Below are 17574 nucleotides of genomic sequence, written 5' to 3' on the forward strand. Positions count from 1 at the left end.
GCTCCCCCCCCCGGACCGACCTGCGGTCCGACGCGGCATCGGGCGGGTCCGTCCGGTCGAAGATGACCGTGCCGGACACCGCCCTGCTCGCGCTCCTCGGCTCCCGTGACGAGAGCCTGCGCGCCGCCGAGGACGAGCTGACCGCGGACGTCCACGTCCGGGGCGACGAGCTGACCCTGTCCGGCGACCCCGGCGACGTCGCGTTCGCCGAGCGCGTCTTCACCGAGCTCATCACCCTCGCCGAGCGGGGGCAGGTGGTCGGCGCGGACGCCGTGCGGCGCACCGTCCAGATGCTCGCCTCCGAGGGCACCGAGGACCGCCTGGGCGAGTCCCCGGCCGAGGTGCTGAGCCTGGACATCCTGTCCCGGCGGGGCAAGACCATCCGGCCCAAGACGCTCAACCAGAAGCGCTACGTCGACGCCATCGACTCGCACACGGTCGTCTTCGGGATCGGCCCGGCCGGTACCGGCAAGACGTACCTGGCGATGGCGAAGGCCGTGCAGGCGCTGCAGGCCAAGCAGGTCAACCGGATCATCCTGACCCGCCCGGCCGTCGAGGCGGGGGAGCGGCTGGGGTACCTGCCCGGCACGTTGTTCGAGAAGATCGACCCCTACCTGCGGCCGCTGTACGACGCGCTGCACGACATGCTCGACCCGGAGTCGATCCCGAAGCTGATGGCGGCCGGGACGATCGAGGTCGCGCCGCTGGCGTACATGCGCGGGCGCTCGTTGAACGACGCGTTCATCATCCTCGACGAGGCGCAGAACACCACGCCCGAGCAGATGAAGATGTTCCTCACCCGGCTCGGCTTCGGCTCGAAGATCGTGGTGACCGGTGACGTCACCCAGATCGACCTGCCCGGCAACGCCCGCTCGGGGCTCGCCGTCGTGCAGGACATCCTGGACGGCGTCGAGGACGTGCACTTCTCCTACCTCGACAGCGCCGACGTCGTGCGGCACCGGCTCGTCTCCGACATCGTCGACGCCTACGCCCGGTTCGACGCGGTCGCCAACCGCCGGGCCGCGGTGAACGGCGCGAACCCGGCACCGCGCAACGGTCCGCAGACCCGGCACCCCGGGCGCCGCCGCTGACGTCGGTGCCCCCGTCTACGCTGGTTGTCGACCAGACGGACGAGACAGGTGGGGACCCGTGAGCATCGAGGTCGTCAACGAGTCCGGGATCACGATCGACGAGGCACAGATCGTGTCGGTGGCCCGGTACGCGCTGGACGCGATGAAGGTGAACCCGGCTGCGGAGCTGGCCGTCACCGCCATCGGACTGGACGCGATGGAGGAGTTGCACGTCCGCTGGATGGACGAGCCCGGCCCCACCGACGTCATGGCGTTCCCGATGGATTCGCTCGCCGAGGACGGCCGCCGTCCGGACGCCCCGGATCTCGGGCCCGCCCTGCTGGGTGACGTCGTGCTCTGCCCGGCGTTCGCCCGGGACCAGGCCCGCAAGGCCGGGCACACCCTGGCCGACGAGCTGCATCTGCTCGCCGTCCACGGGATCCTGCACCTGCTCGGCTACGACCACCTCGAGCCGGAGGACGAGCGGGAGATGTTCGCGCTGCAGAACCGGCTGCTGGTGCGCTGGCGCGAGGACCGGGCCCAGTCGCGTGCCCGGGACGCCCAGCGGCGCAGCGACGACCGCCTGCTCGGTGCCGCCGGCTTCGAGGACGAGCCCGGCCGGTGACCCCGCACCCCCATCGCGCGGAGAAGAAGTGACCACCCCCTGGCTGATCGTCACCACGGTCCTGCTCGTGCTGCTGGCCGGAGTGTTCGCCGCCGCGGACTCGGCCCTGATGTCGATCTCGCGGGCCCGGGTGGACGCCGTCGTGCGGGCCGGGCGGGCCGGCGGGCGGGCGCTCGCGGCCGTCGTCGCGGACCGGCCCCGGCACGTCAACCTGCTGATGCTGCTGCGGGTGACCTGCGAGACCGTCGCGGTCATCCTGCTCGCGCTCGCACTCGCGCCGCTGTTCTCCGCGCCCTGGATCGGGCTGACGCTCACCGGCGTGCTCATGGTGCTGGCCAGCTACGTGCTGATCGGGGTGGGGCCGCGCACGCTGGGCCGCCAGCACCCGTACCGGATCGGGCTGGCGCTCGCCGCGCCGATCCGGGCGCTCGGCACGGTCCTGTCGCCGCTGGCCTCCCTGCTGATCCTGCTCGGCAACGCGATCACCCCGGGCCCCGGCTTCCGGGAGGGCCCGTTCTCCACCGAGGTCGAGCTGCGCGAGCTCGTCGACATGGCGAGCAACCGCGGCGTCGTCGACGAGGGCGAGCGCAAGATGATCCACTCGGTGTTCGAGCTGGGTGAGACGCCGGTCCGGGAGATCATGGTGCCGCGGCCGGACGTGATCTGGGCCGAACGCGACACCCCGGTCGACAAGGTGCTGCGGCTGGCGTTGAAGAGCGGCTACTCGCGCATTCCGGTGCTCGGCGAGAGCATCGACGACGTCATCGGTGTCGCCTACCTCAAGGACCTGGTCCGGGCCCGCGACGACGCCCAGTTCCGCGGCGCGCCCCAGAAGTCGCTGCTGGAGATCATCCGCCCGGCCGCGTTCGTGCCGGACTCCAAGCGCAGCGACGAGCTGATGCGGGAGATGCAGCGCACCCGCAACCACATGGCCGTCGTCGTCGACGAGTACGGCGGCACCGCCGGTGTGGTGACGATCGAGGACATCCTCGAGGAGATCGTCGGCGAGATCACCGACGAGTACGACACCGAGGAGATCCCGGAGGTCGCCGAGGCCTCCGACGGTGCGTTCCGGGTGGCCGCGCGGCTGCCCGTGGAGGACCTGGGGGAGCTCTTCGCAGGCCGGTTCCGCGGCACACCGCGGGAGGACGAACTGCGCGAGGCACTGGAGTCCGCGGCCGTCGACACCGTCGGCGGCCTGCTGGCACAGCGGCTCGGGAAGGTGCCGCTGCCCGGCGCCACCGCGGAGCTCGAGGGCCTGCTGTGGCTCGAGGGCGAGGGCGGGAAGGACGCGCGAGGCCGCGTCCGGATCACGTCGGTGCTGGTCAGCCCGCTGGATCCGGCCGATGCCGACAGCGGGGGCAACAGCGGCGACGAGACGCGCGACCCGATCGGCGACGTCCCGGACCCGGTCGCCGGCGACCCGGGCGAGCACGCCGGTGACGGCACCCGCGCGGAACGGGCATGACACGGCTCCCCGGGGGAGCACGACGAGCTGGAGAACGGCCCCGCGACCCGGGGCCGGAGGAGGAACCGATGGCAGGAACCGAACGTCCGGCCGGGGGGCTGCCCGCGACGCCGTCCTACGACCTGGTGGTGGTCGGTGGCGGGATCGTCGGCCTGGCCACCGCCTACGCCGCGGCGCGGGCCGGTCGCAGCGTCGCCGTCGTCGAGCGGGAGCAGCGGCTGGCGGACCACCAGACCGGCAACAACTCGAACGTGATCCACTCCGGCCTGTACTACGCGCCGGGCGGCTACAAGGCCCGCCTCGCGGTGGCCGGCTGTGCGGAGACCGTCGCGTTCTGCCGCGAGCACGACCTGCCGCACCAGGTGTGCGGGAAGCTCGTCGTGGCGACCGAGCCCGAGGAGCTGCCCCGGCTCGACGAGCTGGCCCGCCGCGGTGCGGCCAACGGGGTCGAGAACCACCGGCTCGACGAGCACGGCATCGCCGAGTACGAGCCGGACGTCCGTGGCCTGGCCGCGCTGTGGGTGCCGTCCACCGGCATCACCGACTACCGCGCGATCGCCGGGAAGCTGGGCGAGCTGGTCGAGAAGAACGGCGGCGAGGTGCACCTCGGCCGCGCGGTGACCGGGTTCGCGCGGCGGCCGTCCGACGTGGTGGTGCGTACCGATCACGGCGACGTTCTCGGGTCCCGCGTGGTCGTCTGCGGCGGGCTGCGCTGCGACGAGCTCGCGCGGCTGGCCGGCGCCGACCCGGGCGTGCGGATCGTGCCGTTCCGCGGCGAGTACTCCGGGTTCTCCGAGCGGGCCGCCTCGCTGGTCCGCGGCCTGATCTACCCGGTGCCGGACCCGGCGTTCCCGTTCCTCGGGGTGCACGCCACCCGGGGGATCGACGGCGACGTGCACGCCGGTCCGAACGCCGTCCTCGCGATGGCCCGGGAGGGCTACTCCTGGAGCTCGGTGAACGTTCGCGAGCTCGCCGGCACGCTGCTGTACCCCGGGACTCTCAAGATCGCGAAGAAGCACTGGCGCTACGGGATCGGCGAGGTCCAGCGCTCGCTGTCGAAGCAGGCGATGGTCCGCCAGATCCAGCGGCTGCTGCCCGGCGTGCAGGCCGAGGACCTGCACCCGGCCGGCGCCGGTGTCCGTGCCCAGGCGGTGAAGGCCGACGGCACCCTGGTCGACGACTTCCTGTTCCTCGACCAGCCGGGCCCGGACGGCGCCGGAGGTGCGGGCTCGATCCTGCACGTGCTCAACGCGCCGTCACCGGCCGCGACCGCGGCGCTGCCGATCGGCCGGGAGATCCTGGACCGGCTGGGCGCCGCGTGACCGTCGAGCAGCCCCCGGGAGGGGGCTTCCGGTCCGGGTTCGCCTGCTTCGTCGGGCGGCCCAACGCCGGCAAGTCCACGCTGACCAACGCCCTGGTCGGCCAGAAGATCGCGATCACGTCCAGCAGGCCGCAGACCACGCGGCACGCGATCCGCGGCATCGTGCACCGCGAGGACGCGCAGATCGTGCTGGTCGACACCCCCGGCCTGCACCGGCCGCGGACCCTGCTGGGGTCGCGGCTCAACGACCTGGTCCGCGAGACCTGGGCCGAGGTGGACGTCGTCGGGTTCTGCGTCCCGGCGAACGAGAAGGTCGGCAAGGGTGACCGGTTCATCGCCGAGGAGCTGCGGAAGATCGCCACGCACACGCCGGTGATCGCGGTCGTCACCAAGACCGACGTCGCCCGCCCGGAACAGGTCGCCGAGCGGCTCACCGAGGTCGCCGCGCTGCTGGACTTCGCCGAGGTCGTACCGACGTCGGCGCAGTCCGGGTACCAGGTGCAGCTGCTGGCGGACCTGCTGGTCGCCCAGCTGCCCGAGGGCCCGCAGCTCTACCCGGAGGGCGACCTCACCGACGAGCCCGAGGAGACCCTGGTCGCCGAGCTCGTGCGGGAGGCGGCGCTGGAGGGTGTGCGGGACGAGCTGCCGCACTCGATCGCGGTGACGATCGAGGAGATGATCCCCGGTGAGCGGGTCCTCGAGATCCACGCGATCGTCTGGGTGGAACGGTCGTCGCAGAAGGGGATCGTGATCGGTCGCGGCGGTGCGCGGCTCAAGCAGGTCGGGTCGGACGCCCGGCGGCAGATCGAGAAGCTGCTGGGCACGAAGGTGTTCCTGGACCTGCACGTGAAGATCGCGGAGAACTGGCAGCGCGACCCCAAGCAGCTGCGCAAGCTTGGCTTCTAGACTCGGGGGATGGCCCAGCTCTACCGCGACACCGGGATCGTGTTGCGCGTGCAGAAGCTCGGCGAGGCCGACCGGATCATCACCCTGCTGACCAGACAGCACGGCAAGATCCGGGTCGTCGCCAAGGGCGTGCGCCGGACGCGCTCCCGCTGGGGAGCGCGGCTGGAACCGTTCAACCACGTCGACGTGCAGTGCTACACCGGCCGCACCCTCGACGTCGTCACCCAGGCCCAGACCGTCGATGCGTTCGCACCCGCGGTCGTCGCGGACTGGTCGGCGTACTCGTGCGGCTGCGCGATCCTGGAGACCGCCGACCGGCTGGTGTCCGAGGAGGGCGAACCGGCGCTGCGGGTGTACCTGCTGCTGCTGGGGGCGACCCGGGCGCTGGCCGACGGCGTCCGGGAGCCGGCACTCGTGCTCGACGCGTTCCTGCTGCGGGCGATGAGCCACGCGGGGTGGGCGCCGTCGTTGTCGGAGTGCGCGCGCTGCGCCACCCCGGGCCCGCACCGGGCCTTCACCGTCGCCGGCGGCGGCATGGTGTGCCCGCGCTGCCGCCCGCCCGGATCGGTCACCCCGGCGGCGGAGACGGTGGCGCTGCTGGAGGCGCTGCTGCACGGTGACTGGGACACCGCGGACGCCACCGGTACACCGACCCGCCGGGAGGCCAGCGGACTGGTCGCGGCGCACCTGCAGTGGCACCTGGAGCGCCAGCTGCGGTCGCTGCCCCTCGTGGACCGTCGTTCCCGGCTCCGGCCGGAGACTGCGCCGGACGGGTCTACACCCGCTGGTCCGGTTGCGCCACAGGCAACGGCGGACGGTCGGCCGGCTCCGCCCGATCGTCCCGAGGGTCAGGACGGCGCCGTGGACCTACCGTCGGCCGCGCCGCACGGCGCACCTGCCGACTCCGCAGGGTGAACTCCCCTTTCGGGGAGCAACCCTTGCCATCGGCTCGTTATTGTCCCGTGATCGAGGGACCCCGAGCCCGTCGACGGAGAGGTAGTCGTGACCCGACCCCACACCCCGCGGGACGGTGACGGCCGGACCGAGCGCACCCGCAAGCTCCCCGCCACCACGCAGCGGCTCCCGGTAGCGCCGACCCAGCAGATCCCGGTGCGGACCGAGGTGCTCCCCGAGTCCCCGCAGGACGGGCCCACCCGGGCCATGCGGCAGGTGCGGGCCCTCGCCGAGGACGGCTCCTGGCCCGCCATCCCGATGCTCCCGGTGATCCGGCCCGAGGAGTCCGACCCGGCGACCGAGGCCGACCGCGTCCGCGGGCACCGCGGCGTGCGGGAGCTGCGCGAGACCCTGGAGCGACTGGAGGATCCGGACGTCCCGGCGTGGCCGGAGCGCGAGGAGCCCGACGAGAACTTCCGGTTCTGACCGGGCCTCGCGGGAAGCACGGCCGGAAGGCGGACGTAGGGTGAGGAACGTGCCGTTCCAGCCCCCTCCGCCGCACCCGTCCGGCGCGCGGCCCCCGGCGATCCCGCCGGAGCTGGTGCCGCGCCACATCGCTCTGGTGATGGACGGCAACGGCCGTTGGGCCAACGCCCGTGGCCTGCCGCGCACGGAGGGCCACAAGCGGGGGGAGGCGTCCCTGATGGACGTCGCCCGCGGCTGCATCGACGTCGGGGTGCAGTGGCTCTCGGCGTACGCGTTCTCCACCGAGAACTGGCGGCGCAGCCCGGACGAGGTCCGGTTCCTGATGGGGTTCAACCGCGACGTCATCCGCCGCCGGGTCGACGAGATGCACGCGATGGGTGTTCGCGTCCGCTGGGCGGGACGGCGACCGAAACTGTGGCGCTCGGTGATCAAGGAGCTCGAGGTCGCCGAGGAGAAGACGAAGGGCAACGACGTCCTCAACCTCACGATGTGCGTGAACTACGGCGGTCGTGCCGAGATCGTCGACTCGGTCCGGCAGATCGCGCGGCTCGCCGCCGAGGGCCGGATCAAACCGGACAAGATCGACGAGCGGATGCTGGCCCGGCACCTCGACGAACCGGACATGCCCGACGTCGACCTGTTCGTGCGGTCGTCGGGGGAGCAGCGGACGTCGAACTTCCTGCTCTGGCAGAGCGCCTACGCCGAGATGGTCTTCCTGGACACCCTGTTCCCGGACTTCGACCGCAGGCACATCTGGGAGGCGATCGAGATCTACGCCCGACGGGACCGCCGTTTCGGCGGTGCGATCGATGCGGCGGGTGCGCAGTGACCAGCGACGTCATCGCCGGGATGCTCGCCACCGCGCGCGGTGCGCTGGAGCGCTTCCACGACGTCCAGGTCGACGACGACGGCGCGCTCACCTTCGCCCACGGCGGCGTGCTGTGCGTCGTCCAGGGCACCGAGCTGGAGGAGGGCCTGCCGGTCCTCAACATCACCTGCGTGGTCGCCTGGGACCTGGCCGACGACGACGTGCCCCGCCGGGTCGGTCTCGGTGTCGGCGAGGGCCTGTTCGGCACCCCACGGGTGGTGCAGGGCGAGCGCGGCTGGGACGTGACGCTGCGGTACGCGTTCCCGGCGGTCGGGCTGGCGGAGCAGCCGATGGGGACGATGCTGATGCTGGTGGTGTCGTCGGCGTCGAGCATGCGTGCCGAGCTGGTCGAGGACTGATCGCGCCACCGCGGGCACCGTTCATCCAGGTGTGCGCAACCCGTCACACACCGCTGTAGATGATCTTGAGGAGCTGCTCGCGGAAGGAGGCCGGGTCGTCGAGGACGCCGAGCAGCAGCGTCGACTCCTGCTCCTCGCGGCGCGCGATCCCCAGCAGGCGGGTGCCCTCCGGGGTGATCGTGGCGATCGAGCGGCGCCGGTCGACCGAATCGGTGTCGCGGGTCACCAGGCCGATGCGGTGGAGCCGAGCGGTGGTCCGGCTCATCGTCTGGTCGGTGACCCGGCACAGCGTCGCCAGCTCCCGCTGGGTGCGCGTGCCGGACGCGAGGTGGTGGAGCACTATCAGGCCGGCGTGGGTGAGGTCGTGTTCGGCCAGGACGTCGTCGAACCGGGACTCCAGCAACCGGGCCGCCGTCGAGAGCAGGCGACCGGTCGGCCACGACTCGGCGTCGTCGAGGCCGGGGCCCTCACCGGGCCCGGTGCGCGTGGCTGCCATGGCCGCATCATCTCACCGGGCCGAGGCGGGAGGCGCACGCCTATATATTGCTCAGCATGCTGAACAAGCTGCCGGCATCCCTCGTGTGGGGCGTACCGATCTGCTTCCTGCTCACGGCCGGCGTCTGGGTCGGAGGGCGCTGGCTCGACGACGTCGTACTGCTCCCCGACCAGGGTGCTTCCTGGTACTACTGGAAGCTGCCCGAGCCGGACACCTGGGCCCGGGTCACCGCGTGGTCGGGCTACCTCGCCCACCAGATCGCGATCTGGTCCCTGATCTACTGGGCGCAACGGAACGTACGGCGCTACACCGACGGCCTGCACCCGGTCAACGTGGTCGCCCTTGCCGTGAACCTGGTCTTCATCGGGCTCCACGAGGTCCAGACCCAGGTGTTCTACGACGGCCTCGCGCAGGATGTGTCGATCTTCAGCTCGCAGGCGTCGGTCGTGGTCCTGCTGGTCATCGTCCTGCTGATGGAGAACCGGCGCCGCGGCATGTTCTTCGGGCGGCAGGCGCCCATCTCGACCGAGGTCGTCCGGTTCTTCCGGAAGTACCACGGCTACCTGTTCAGCTGGGCCGCGATCTACACCTTCTGGTACCACCCCATGGAGAGCACCAGCGGCCACCTCATCGGCTTCTTCTACATGTTCATGATCCTCCTGCAGGGCAGCCTGTTCTTCACCCGGGCGCACACGAACCGCTGGTGGACCCTGACCCTCGAACTGCTCGTCGTCGTCCACGGCGCACTGGTCGCCGTCATGAACTCGGGCGCCGACGGCATGTGGCCGATGTTCCTGTTCGGCTTCCTCGGGGTCTTCGTGATCACCCAGATGCACGGGCTCGGACTGTCGGTGACCACCCGGTGGGTGCTGACCGGGCTCTATCTCGGCAGCGCCGTCGCCGTGTACTCGACCCGGTCGCTGACCGGACTCGCCGAGATCGTGCGCATCCCGCTGATCGACTACCTGCTGGTCGCGGTGGTCGCCGTACTGGCGTGGCTCGTGCTCGTCGCCGTCCGCGGACCGGCATCCCGCCGTGCCGCCCGGACCGGTCGGCCGGACGCCCAGGAGCAGGAGAAGGCGTCCGACCGAACGGACTGACCGCTCACGCCTGCCCGGCGCCCGGCTCCTCGGCGTCCTCGCCGGCCAGGTGCACGAGCGGGAGTGCCGACAGCTGGGCGGGCGTCATGTCGTGCGCGATGCCGAGGACGTTGTTCTGGGCCTTCGTCATCCGCGCGTCGACCAGCCCGGACAGGCTGTACGCGACCCGGCCCAGCAGCCGGACGGTCGTCTCGTCCACCTGCGGCCGCGGGGTCGAGACGACGGCGACGCCGCGCGGGGCACCCTCGTTCGACTGCGCGACGCCGATCTCGTAGGACTCGCGCGGGTTCACGTGCCGTGAGGCGTAGTGGTCGCGCAGCTTCGTGATCATGTCGTGGAAGTCGGTGACGTCGCCGTCGAGCTCGAGCTTCTCCAGGTCGTCACGGGTGAGGGTCTTCGTCCGGCCGGAGAAGCAGCGGACGTAGCCGACCACCGCGCCGCTCCACAGCGCCTCGACCAGCGCAGGGTCGGCGTCCACCCGGACCGGGCCGGACTCCGGCCCGCCGAGTGCGGTCACCAGGTGTTCGCAGCAACGCAGCACGTACTGCAGGTCGTCGAAGACGCCCGCCAGCTGCGCCAGCTCCCCGGACTCCGGGACATCGATCCGCCGCACCGCCGTGGGTGCGGGAGCCTCGTGTGTTTCGGTCATCGTCGACCTCACCTCCGGTGGATCACGCTATCCGCGTGACCGCCGCCACGGTGTCGCGTTATGAGACGGTCCGCGGTCCCGTGCTAGCGTCTACGGCCACAGGTCACGAGTGTCAGCGTGAAGCCCCGGCTTGCTGGCCGGCAACCCTCCTCCGCGGTGGGGTGCCCCGGGTGATGACCGGGCTGCCGCGGACCCGCGGCGGCAAGCGCGGATCCGAGCTCTGACATCACGTGGCCCTGACGTCACGGTGTCACCGGATCCCCCGAGGTCCGGAGGCCGGATCATGACTGCTGCCCTGTTGCCCGACACCGCCCGTGTCGCCGCGCTGCCCCGGGTGACCGGAGCCGAGCTGACCGTCCCGCTCGTCGACGGCACCCGCGTCCGCTACTGCGACCTGGACTCCGCGGCGTCGACGCCGCCGTTGGAGGCCGTCGCCGCGCATGTCGCCGAGGTGCTGCCGCACTACGGCAGCGTGCACCGCGGCGCCGGTTGGACCTCGCGGGTCTGCACCTCGCTGCTGGAGCGCGCCCGCGCCGACGTCGCCCGGTTCGTCCGTGCCCGCGCGGACGACTGCGTCGTGTTCACCCGGAACACCACCGACGCGCTGGGGCTGCTCGCCCGCGCGGTGCCGGGCCCGGTCGTCACCCTGGACCTGGAGCACCACGCGACGCTGCTGGCCTGGCGGCACACCGAGCACCGGGTCGTCCGCGCCGGTGACACGATCGCCGCGACCCTGGACGCGTTGCGTGCCGAGCTGGCCGCGCGCCCGGATGCCGCGCTGGTCGCCGTCACCGGGGCGTCCAACGTGACCGGAGAGTTGCTGCCGGTCGCGCGGATCGTGGAGATCGCGCACGCCGCCGGTGCCCGGGTCTGCGTGGACGCCGCGCAGCTCGCCCCGCACCGCCGGGTCGATCTCGCCGGATGGGGCGCGGACTACGTGGCGCTGTCCGGGCACAAGCTCTACGCGCCCTACGGCGCCGGGGTGCTGGCCGGGCGGCGGGACTGGCTGGACGCGGCGGCCCCGCACCTGGCAGGTGGGGGCGCCGTCCGCTCGGTCGTCGTCGAGGAGGGCCGGACCGGGACGGCCTGGCTGCCCGCCCCGCAGCGGCACGAGGGTGGGACGCCGAACGTGCTCGGTGCGGCCGCGCTGGGTGCCGCCTGCCGCGCGCTGGAGCCGATCGTCGACGACGAGGTGCCCGCCCACGAGCGGGCGCTGGCCGCCCGGCTGCACGACGGTCTCGCGCGCGTGCCCGGACTCCGGGTCCTGTCCTGCTTCGACGACGCTGCCGACCGCACGGCGACGGTGTCGTTCGCCCTCGACGACCTGCCGGCCGGGCTCGTCGCGGCCGCCCTGTCGGCCGAGTACGGCATCGGGGTGCGCGACGGCCGGTTCTGCGCGCACCCGCTGCTGGACCGGCTCACCGGCGGGCAGGATGCCGTGCGGGCGAGTCTCGGTCTGCGGACCGGAACCGACGACGTCGACCGGCTGGTCACGGCGCTGGAGCGGCTCGTCCGGCGCGGTCCACGGTGGACCTACGCGGTCCGCGACGGGCGCTGGTCGCCCACGCCCGACCCGCGACCGGCGGACGTGTTCGGGCTGGGTGAGGCACCCGGGCTCCCCGGCTGCGACCGCTGAAAGGTCAGGACTGCCGGGCCGCCGTGCACCGTGCGCACAGCCCGAAGATCTCCAGGGTGTGCGACAGATCGGTGTAGCCGTACTTCTCGGCGACCGACTGGGCCCAGGACTCGACGGCGGGGCCCTCGATCTCGACGGCGGCACCGCACTGCCGGCAGACCAGGTGATGGTGATGGTGCTCGGTCTCGCAGCGCCGGTAGACGGCCTCACCCGTCGCGCTGCGCAGCACGTCGACCTCGCCGCCGTCGGCGAGGGTCTGCAGCGTCCGGTAGACCGTGGTCAGGCCGATGCCCTCGCCGGTCCGCCGGAGCTCCTCGTGGATCTCCTGGGCGGAACGGAAGTCCTCGATCCGGTCGAGCAACGCGGTCACGGCGGCCCGCTGCCGGGTCGCCCGGATGCCGCGCGGTCCGGCCGTCGACCGGTCGGTGACGGGCCGGGTGGTCCGTTCGACGAGCTCGCTCACGAACCCTCCTCCACGTGTGCCACGGCGTCCACCACGATGTGTGCCAGGTGGTCGTCCACCAGGGAGTACAGCACCTCGCGACCCTTGCGCTCGCCCTCGACCACCCCGGCCGACTTCAGCACCCGCAGGTGCTGGCTGATCAGCGGCTGGGCGACGCCGAGCGCATCGACCAGGTCGTGCACGCACCGCGAGTGCTCCAGGAGCTGCAGGACGATCGCGATCCGGACCGGGGCGGCCAGCGCGCGGAGCAGGTCGCCCGCCGCGGACAGCGTGCGCGGAGCGCGGAGCGGACCGGGAGCGGGCGCCGGAGGATGGTCCCCGGTGGCATCGTCGGGGACCCGGGTCGTCCCCGCTGCAGCTGACATGTGGTGTCCGTCCTCGTCCCCGAGGGCGGCGGCCACGCCCCCGGCACCGTCGAGCCGTGCCGGCCGCTCCCGACATGGTAGGCGTGTTCGTTATCGTCGTGTCGTGCTGTTGGTCTGCCGGTTCACCGTGCCGCCCGCCCGCGAGCCGGACTTCACCACCCGCGCGGCCCGGGCCCTCGAGCTCCTCGCCGCCCGGCCGGGCTTCCGGGGCGGTGAGGCGGGCCGCGCCATCGAGGACCGGCACCAGTGGGTGCTCGTCCTCCGCTTCGACTCGGTCGACGCCTACCGCCGCGCCCTGAGCCCGTTCGACGTCCGCGAGCACGTCCACCCGTTGCTGGCCGAGGCGGACACGACGACCGAGCAGACCCACGAGACCCGCCTGTCGGTAACCCCGGGCGCCACCCCGGAACACCACCCCAGCCTCCTGGCCAACTGAGCCGCACAGGGTGCGGGCCGGGCGGGGGTGGTGCCGTTACGGGGGGTCGGTAGCCTGGGTTTCCCACCTGGGCACCTCCGCCGGTGGGAGAGTCCGCATCACGTTCCTGGAGTACCGCCGTGGCCAGCAAGCCCACCTCCGCCAAGATCGAGACCATCGTCGCGCTGACCAAGCGGCGCGGATTCGTCTTCGCCTCCGGGGAGATCTACGGCGGTACCCGGTCGGCGTGGGACTACGGTCCCCTCGGCGTCGAGCTGAAGGACAACATCAAGCGGCAGTGGTGGAAGACCATGGTCACCGGCCGCGACGACGTCGTCGGCCTCGACTCGTCGGTGATCCTGCCGCGCCAGACCTGGGTCGCGTCCGGCCACGTCAACGCCTTCACCGACCCGCTGGTCGAGTGCACGTCGTGCCACAAGCGCTTCCGCGCCGACCAGCTGGCGGAGGAGTTCGCCGAGCGCAAGGGCCGCGACCCGGAGCAGGCCGACCCGAACGACCTGTCCGAGGTGCCCTGCCCGAACTGCGGCACCCGCGGCCAGTACACCGCGCCGCGCGAGTTCAACATGATGCTGAAGACCTTCCTCGGCCCGGTGGAGTCCGAGGAGGGCATGGCGTACCTGCGCCCGGAGACCGCGCAGGGCATCTTCGTCAACTTCCTGAACGTGCAGACCACGTCGCGCAAGAAGCCGCCGTTCGGCATCGGCCAGATCGGCAAGAGCTTCCGCAACGAGATCACCCCGGGCAACTTCATCTTCCGGACCCGCGAGTTCGAGCAGATGGAGATGGAGTACTTCGTCGAGCCGGGCAGCGACGAGGAACTGCACCAGTACTGGATCGACGAGCGCACCCGCTGGTACACCGACCTGGGCATCGACCCGGAGAACCTGCGGCACTACGAGCACGCGAAGGAGAAGCTCTCCCACTACTCGAAGCGCACCGTCGACATCGAGTACCGGTTCAACTTCACCGGGCAGGAGTGGGGCGAGCTCGAGGGCATCGCGAACCGCACCGACTTCGACCTGACCACGCACTCGAACCACTCGGGCGTGGACCTGTCGTTCTACGACCAGGCGAGCGACACCCGCTACAAGCCGTACGTGATCGAGCCCGCGGCCGGTGTCGGGCGGTCGATGATGGCCTTCCTCATCGAGGCCTACACCGAGGACGAGGCGCCGAACGCGAAGGGCGGCGTCGACAAGCGCGTCGTGCTGAAGCTGGACCGCCGCCTGGCCCCGGTGAAGGCCGCGGTGCTGCCGCTGTCGCGCAACGCCGACCTGTCACCGAAGGCGAAGGACCTGGCCGCCCGGCTGCGGAAGAACTGGAACGTCGACTTCGACGACGCCGGGGCCATCGGCCGTCGCTACCGGCGGCAGGACGAGATCGGCACCCCGTTCTGCATCACGGTCGACTTCGACACCCTCACCGACCAGGCGGTCACCATCCGCGAGCGGGACACCATGGCCCAGGAGCGGATCGCGCTGGACCAGGTCGAGACCTACCTGGCCGCCCGCCTGCTCGGCTGCTGAGAACGATCGGCACGACGACCCCCGCCGGAGGCCGGCGGGGGTCGTCGTCGTTCACGGCCGGTAGGCCAGTAGCTGGACGCCGAGATCGGTCTCGGCGCGGCGCAGCTCGGTGAGCTGTTCCTCGGTGAGCGCCGCATACGGCGACTCCGGCTGGTAGGCCACGAGTGGCCTGCCGATCCGGTCCTCCAGCTGCTTCACCTTCGCCAGCGCGGTGTCGTCCAGCTCGGCCGGACGGAGCGACGGTGCGGTCATGGTGCGACCTCCCACGATGCGGACTCCTCGGAAGGCCGCCGAGAATAGGGCCGCCCCGGGCCGGGCGCCGCTCGGGGCACCCGGTCCGGGGGAATTCACACCGGTTCGGGGAGCAGTCGCTCCACGAGATCGGAGAGGGTGACGATGCCGATCAGGCGGCCGTCGTCCTTCACCAGGGCCAGGTGTGCGCGCTCGTCCCGCATCGTGTTCACCGCGGTGTGGTAGAGCGTGTCCGCGGTGAGCGAGAGCACCGGGCGCATGAGCTCGCGGGCCCGGGTGCCCGGATCACGGGTCAGCGTGTCCCGGACGTGCACGTAACCGATCGGCGAGTCGCCGTCGCGGACGATCAGCCGCAGGTGCCCGGTCCGCCGCGCGGTCGCCTGTACGGCCGCGACGTCGTCGTCGGCCGAGACCCCGGACGGCTCGTGCGCCAGCTCGCGCACCGAGGTGCGCTCCAGCTCGAGTGCGGTGACCAGCTGGTCGCGCCGCTCCTGGTCGAGTGCCCCGGTCTTCGCCGAGTGGTCGACCAGCTCGCGCAGGTCGTCGGCGTTGCGGCCGGAGCCCATCTCGTCGACCGGTTCCACGCCCACGGCGTGCAGACAGCGGTTCGCCGCACCGTTGAGCAGGAGCAGCAGCGGCCGGACCACGACCATGAACGCCCGCATGGGGATCGCCAGCATGATCGCCGACTTCTCCGGGTGCGAGATCGCCCAGGACTTGGGGGCCATCTCGCCGACTACCAGGTGCAGGAACGTCACCACGATCAGGGAGATCACGAACGACAGGACGCCCGCGACTCCGCCGGGCAGCCCCCAGCCCTCCAGGACCGGGCGCAACGCGTAGTCGACGGCCGGCTTGGTCACCGCGCCCAGGCCGAGCACGCACAGCGTGATGCCGAGCTGCGATCCGGCCAACAGCAGCGAGATGTCCTTCGCGCTGCGCAGGGCGGCCCGTGCCGACGCCGACGTCTGCGCGGCCTCCTCCAGCCGGTAGTTGCGGGCGGCGACGAGGGCGAACTCGACCGCCACGAAGAACGCGCTCAACGCGATGAGCGCGACGGACACGACGATCTCGACGGCGCTCATGCCCGCACCTCCTGGTCCTCGACGTCGGCGGGTTCGGGCTCGGTCCAGACGATGTGCACCGCAGAGGGCACCCGCCGGTCCACCTCCTGCACGGTCAGGCGCACGGCACGGTCCTCGTCGTCCGGGTTCTCCGCCGCGATGGTCACGACGACGGCGTCGCCGGTGTCGGGCAGCCGCTGCAGCTCGGCCATCACCAGGCCGCCGACGGTCTGGTAGTCACCCTCGGGCAGCTCGGCGTCGATCAACCGGCCGACCTCGTCGACATGCCGGTCACCCGGCACGACCCAGCCGTCCTCGGACTCGCGGGCCTGGTCGGTCCCCGCCTGGTCGTGCTCGTCGGTGATCTCGCCGACCAGCTCCTCGGCCACGTCCTCGACCGTGATCACCCCGGCCAGGCCGCCATACTCGTCGAGCACGCACGCCAGCTCCTCACCGTCGGCGCGCAGCTGGGCCAGCACCTGGGGCAGCGGCAGCGAGGAGGGCACCAGCACCGGCGACCGCATCAGCTCGGCGACCGTCACCTCGGCCGCGCTCCGGCCGCCGAGGTCGGTGCGCTCGGGCAGAGCCAGCACGTCCTTGAGACAGACGACACCGAGCAGCTCCATCGCGTTGTCCGGAGTGGACGCATCCGGCGGCGTCCCGAGCACCGGGTAGCGGGAGTGCTGGACCGCCATCTGACCGACCAGGCTCTCCACCGTCGAGTCGTCGCGGACCCAGGAGACCCGGGGCCGCGGGATCATCGCGGCCCGCGCCGTGCGGTCGCTGAAGTCGACCGCACGGTCGAGCAGCACCGCGAGCTCGGGGTTCAGATCCCCGGAGTCCTTCGAGTCGTCGATGATCGCCTCGAGGTCACGGGGGGTCGCGGAGTGCTCGACGTCGTGCACCGGCTCGATCCGCAGCGCGCGCAGCAGCAGGTTGGACGCGGCGTCGAAGATCCGGATGAGCCACCCGAAGACCGCCAGGTAGGTCTTGGTGGACAGCGCCAGCCAGCGCGCCACCGGCTCCGGGCGGGCGATCGCCAGGTTCTTCGGGAACAGCTCACCGAACACCATCTGGACGACCGTGGAGAGCAGCAGCGCGAACACGGTGCCGATCGCGACACCGACGCCGGTCGGCACGTTGACCAGGCCGAGCAGCTCGCCGACACCGTTGCCGATCAACGGCTCGGCGACGTAACCGACGAGCAGCCCGGTGACGGTGATGCCCAGCTGAGCGCCGGAGAGCATGAACGAGGTGCGCCGGGTGATGTCGAGGGCGCGGGCGGCACCGGCGTCGCCCGCGGCCGCCCGGACCTTCAACCGGGAGCGGTCGACGGCCATGTAGCCGAATTCCTGGGCGACGAAGTAGCCGGTGAGCGCGGTGATCGCGAGGACCACCAGGATGCCGAGCAGGATGCCGAGGATCGTGCCGATCACCGGAGCGTCACCGCCCGGTCGACGTGCCCGCAGCAGCGGGCTGGAACGAGGGCGGTACGGGGTCGCCGCCGGTGGGGGAACCGGACGGCGCCGGGACTGTCGCTGGGGTCCATGACTCCTGACTCGCGATCGGATGACGTTCGACGCGTTCAAC

The 17574-nt window shown here is 71.9% G+C and carries 20 protein-coding genes and 1 riboswitch; of the genes, 13 read left to right on the forward strand and 7 right to left on the reverse strand.

The genetic code is table 11. From position 1 onward, the window contains the following. The first annotated feature begins 20 nt into the window (after window positions 1–20). The 9 genes from JOF36_RS12010 (at window position 21) to JOF36_RS12050 (ending at window position 7997) form a co-directional block, all read left to right on the forward strand. On the forward strand, window positions 21–1091 hold the full coding sequence (locus JOF36_RS12010) for a PhoH family protein (protein WP_245351809.1): 1071 nt from the start codon (window positions 21–23) through the stop codon (window positions 1089–1091). Between the two features lie 58 nt (window positions 1092–1149). Continuing rightward, on the forward strand, window positions 1150–1695 hold the full coding sequence (gene ybeY, locus JOF36_RS12015; RefSeq protein ID WP_210026815.1) for an rRNA maturation RNase YbeY: 546 nt from the start codon (window positions 1150–1152) through the stop codon (window positions 1693–1695). A 28-nt stretch (window positions 1696–1723) separates the two neighbouring features. Further along, window positions 1724–3163: a hemolysin family protein gene (locus tag JOF36_RS12020; RefSeq protein WP_210026816.1), complete on the forward strand. Its 1440-nt coding sequence runs from the start codon at window positions 1724–1726 to the stop codon at window positions 3161–3163. A 68-nt stretch (window positions 3164–3231) separates the two neighbouring features. Continuing rightward, window positions 3232–4485, forward strand: a complete 1254-nt coding sequence (gene lhgD / locus JOF36_RS12025) for an L-2-hydroxyglutarate dehydrogenase (protein WP_210026817.1) — start codon at window positions 3232–3234, stop codon at window positions 4483–4485. Further along, a complete protein-coding gene (era, locus tag JOF36_RS12030; protein WP_210026818.1) occupies window positions 4482–5390 on the forward strand; it encodes a GTPase Era in 909 nt (302 codons plus the stop codon). Before lhgD ends, era begins: the two co-directional genes overlap by 4 nt. A gap of 9 nt (window positions 5391–5399) precedes the next feature. Then, on the forward strand, window positions 5400–6305 hold the full coding sequence (gene recO, locus JOF36_RS12035) for a DNA repair protein RecO (RefSeq protein WP_245350800.1): 906 nt from the start codon (window positions 5400–5402) through the stop codon (window positions 6303–6305). 87 nt (window positions 6306–6392) lie between these two features. Then, a complete protein-coding gene (locus tag JOF36_RS12040; RefSeq protein WP_210026819.1) occupies window positions 6393–6770 on the forward strand; it encodes a hypothetical protein in 378 nt (125 codons plus the stop codon). A gap of 49 nt (window positions 6771–6819) precedes the next feature. Beyond that, complete coding sequence (locus JOF36_RS12045; RefSeq protein ID WP_210026820.1) at window positions 6820–7599, forward strand: isoprenyl transferase; 780 nt, start codon at window positions 6820–6822, stop codon at window positions 7597–7599. 20 nt (window positions 7600–7619) lie between these two features. Next, entirely contained in the window at window positions 7620–7997 is a 378-nt protein-coding gene (locus JOF36_RS12050; protein ID WP_210035434.1) for a hypothetical protein, read from the forward strand. A gap of 43 nt (window positions 7998–8040) precedes the next feature. Here the strand turns inward: JOF36_RS12050 and JOF36_RS12055 are convergent, their stop codons facing one another. Beyond that, window positions 8041–8493: a MarR family winged helix-turn-helix transcriptional regulator gene (locus JOF36_RS12055; RefSeq protein WP_210026821.1), complete on the reverse strand. Its 453-nt coding sequence runs from the start codon at window positions 8491–8493 to the stop codon at window positions 8041–8043. 56 nt (window positions 8494–8549) lie between these two features. Between JOF36_RS12055 and JOF36_RS12060 the strand changes: the two genes are divergently transcribed. After that, complete coding sequence (locus tag JOF36_RS12060; RefSeq protein WP_210026822.1) at window positions 8550–9593, forward strand: hypothetical protein; 1044 nt, start codon at window positions 8550–8552, stop codon at window positions 9591–9593. A 4-nt stretch (window positions 9594–9597) separates the two neighbouring features. Here the strand turns inward: JOF36_RS12060 and JOF36_RS12065 are convergent, their stop codons facing one another. Further along, the gene (locus tag JOF36_RS12065) at window positions 9598–10242 is read right to left on the reverse strand and encodes a hypothetical protein (RefSeq protein WP_210026823.1); all 645 of its coding nucleotides are present in this window, start codon (window positions 10240–10242) and stop codon (window positions 9598–9600) included. A gap of 101 nt (window positions 10243–10343) precedes the next feature. After that, a riboswitch (SAM riboswitch) is annotated at window positions 10344–10456 on the forward strand. Between the two features lie 69 nt (window positions 10457–10525). Here JOF36_RS12065 and JOF36_RS12070 point away from each other — a divergent pair. Further along, a complete protein-coding gene (locus JOF36_RS12070) occupies window positions 10526–11878 on the forward strand; it encodes an aminotransferase class V-fold PLP-dependent enzyme (RefSeq protein WP_210026825.1) in 1353 nt (450 codons plus the stop codon). Between the two features lie 4 nt (window positions 11879–11882). On the opposite strand, the gene JOF36_RS12075 is transcribed toward JOF36_RS12070, so the two are convergent. Further along, entirely contained in the window at window positions 11883–12341 is a 459-nt protein-coding gene (locus JOF36_RS12075) for a Fur family transcriptional regulator (protein WP_372447378.1), read from the reverse strand. Then, a complete protein-coding gene (locus JOF36_RS12080; RefSeq protein ID WP_210026827.1) occupies window positions 12338–12706 on the reverse strand; it encodes an ArsR/SmtB family transcription factor in 369 nt (122 codons plus the stop codon). The genes JOF36_RS12075 and JOF36_RS12080 overlap by 4 nt, the downstream gene beginning before the upstream one ends. A 103-nt stretch (window positions 12707–12809) precedes the next feature. Here JOF36_RS12080 and JOF36_RS12085 point away from each other — a divergent pair, with 103 nt between their 5' ends. Further along, a complete protein-coding gene (locus JOF36_RS12085; RefSeq protein WP_210026829.1) occupies window positions 12810–13142 on the forward strand; it encodes an antibiotic biosynthesis monooxygenase in 333 nt (110 codons plus the stop codon). A gap of 119 nt (window positions 13143–13261) precedes the next feature. Further along, complete coding sequence (locus JOF36_RS12090) at window positions 13262–14668, forward strand: glycine--tRNA ligase (protein ID WP_210026830.1); 1407 nt, start codon at window positions 13262–13264, stop codon at window positions 14666–14668. Between the two features lie 51 nt (window positions 14669–14719). Here the strand turns inward: JOF36_RS12090 and JOF36_RS12095 are convergent, their stop codons facing one another. From JOF36_RS12095 to JOF36_RS12105, 3 genes are all read right to left on the reverse strand, one after another. Continuing rightward, a complete protein-coding gene (locus JOF36_RS12095) occupies window positions 14720–14920 on the reverse strand; it encodes a hypothetical protein (protein ID WP_210026832.1) in 201 nt (66 codons plus the stop codon). 95 nt (window positions 14921–15015) lie between these two features. Further along, entirely contained in the window at window positions 15016–16005 is a 990-nt protein-coding gene (locus JOF36_RS12100) for a hemolysin family protein (protein WP_210026834.1), read from the reverse strand. Beyond that, window positions 16002–17420: a hemolysin family protein gene (locus tag JOF36_RS12105; protein ID WP_210026836.1), complete on the reverse strand. Its 1419-nt coding sequence runs from the start codon at window positions 17418–17420 to the stop codon at window positions 16002–16004. Before JOF36_RS12105 ends, JOF36_RS12100 begins: the two co-directional genes overlap by 4 nt. Between the last annotated feature and the right edge of the window lie 154 nt (window positions 17421–17574).

Source organism: Pseudonocardia parietis (assembly GCF_017876315.1).
Classification (GTDB): domain Bacteria; phylum Actinomycetota; class Actinomycetes; order Mycobacteriales; family Pseudonocardiaceae; genus Pseudonocardia; species Pseudonocardia parietis.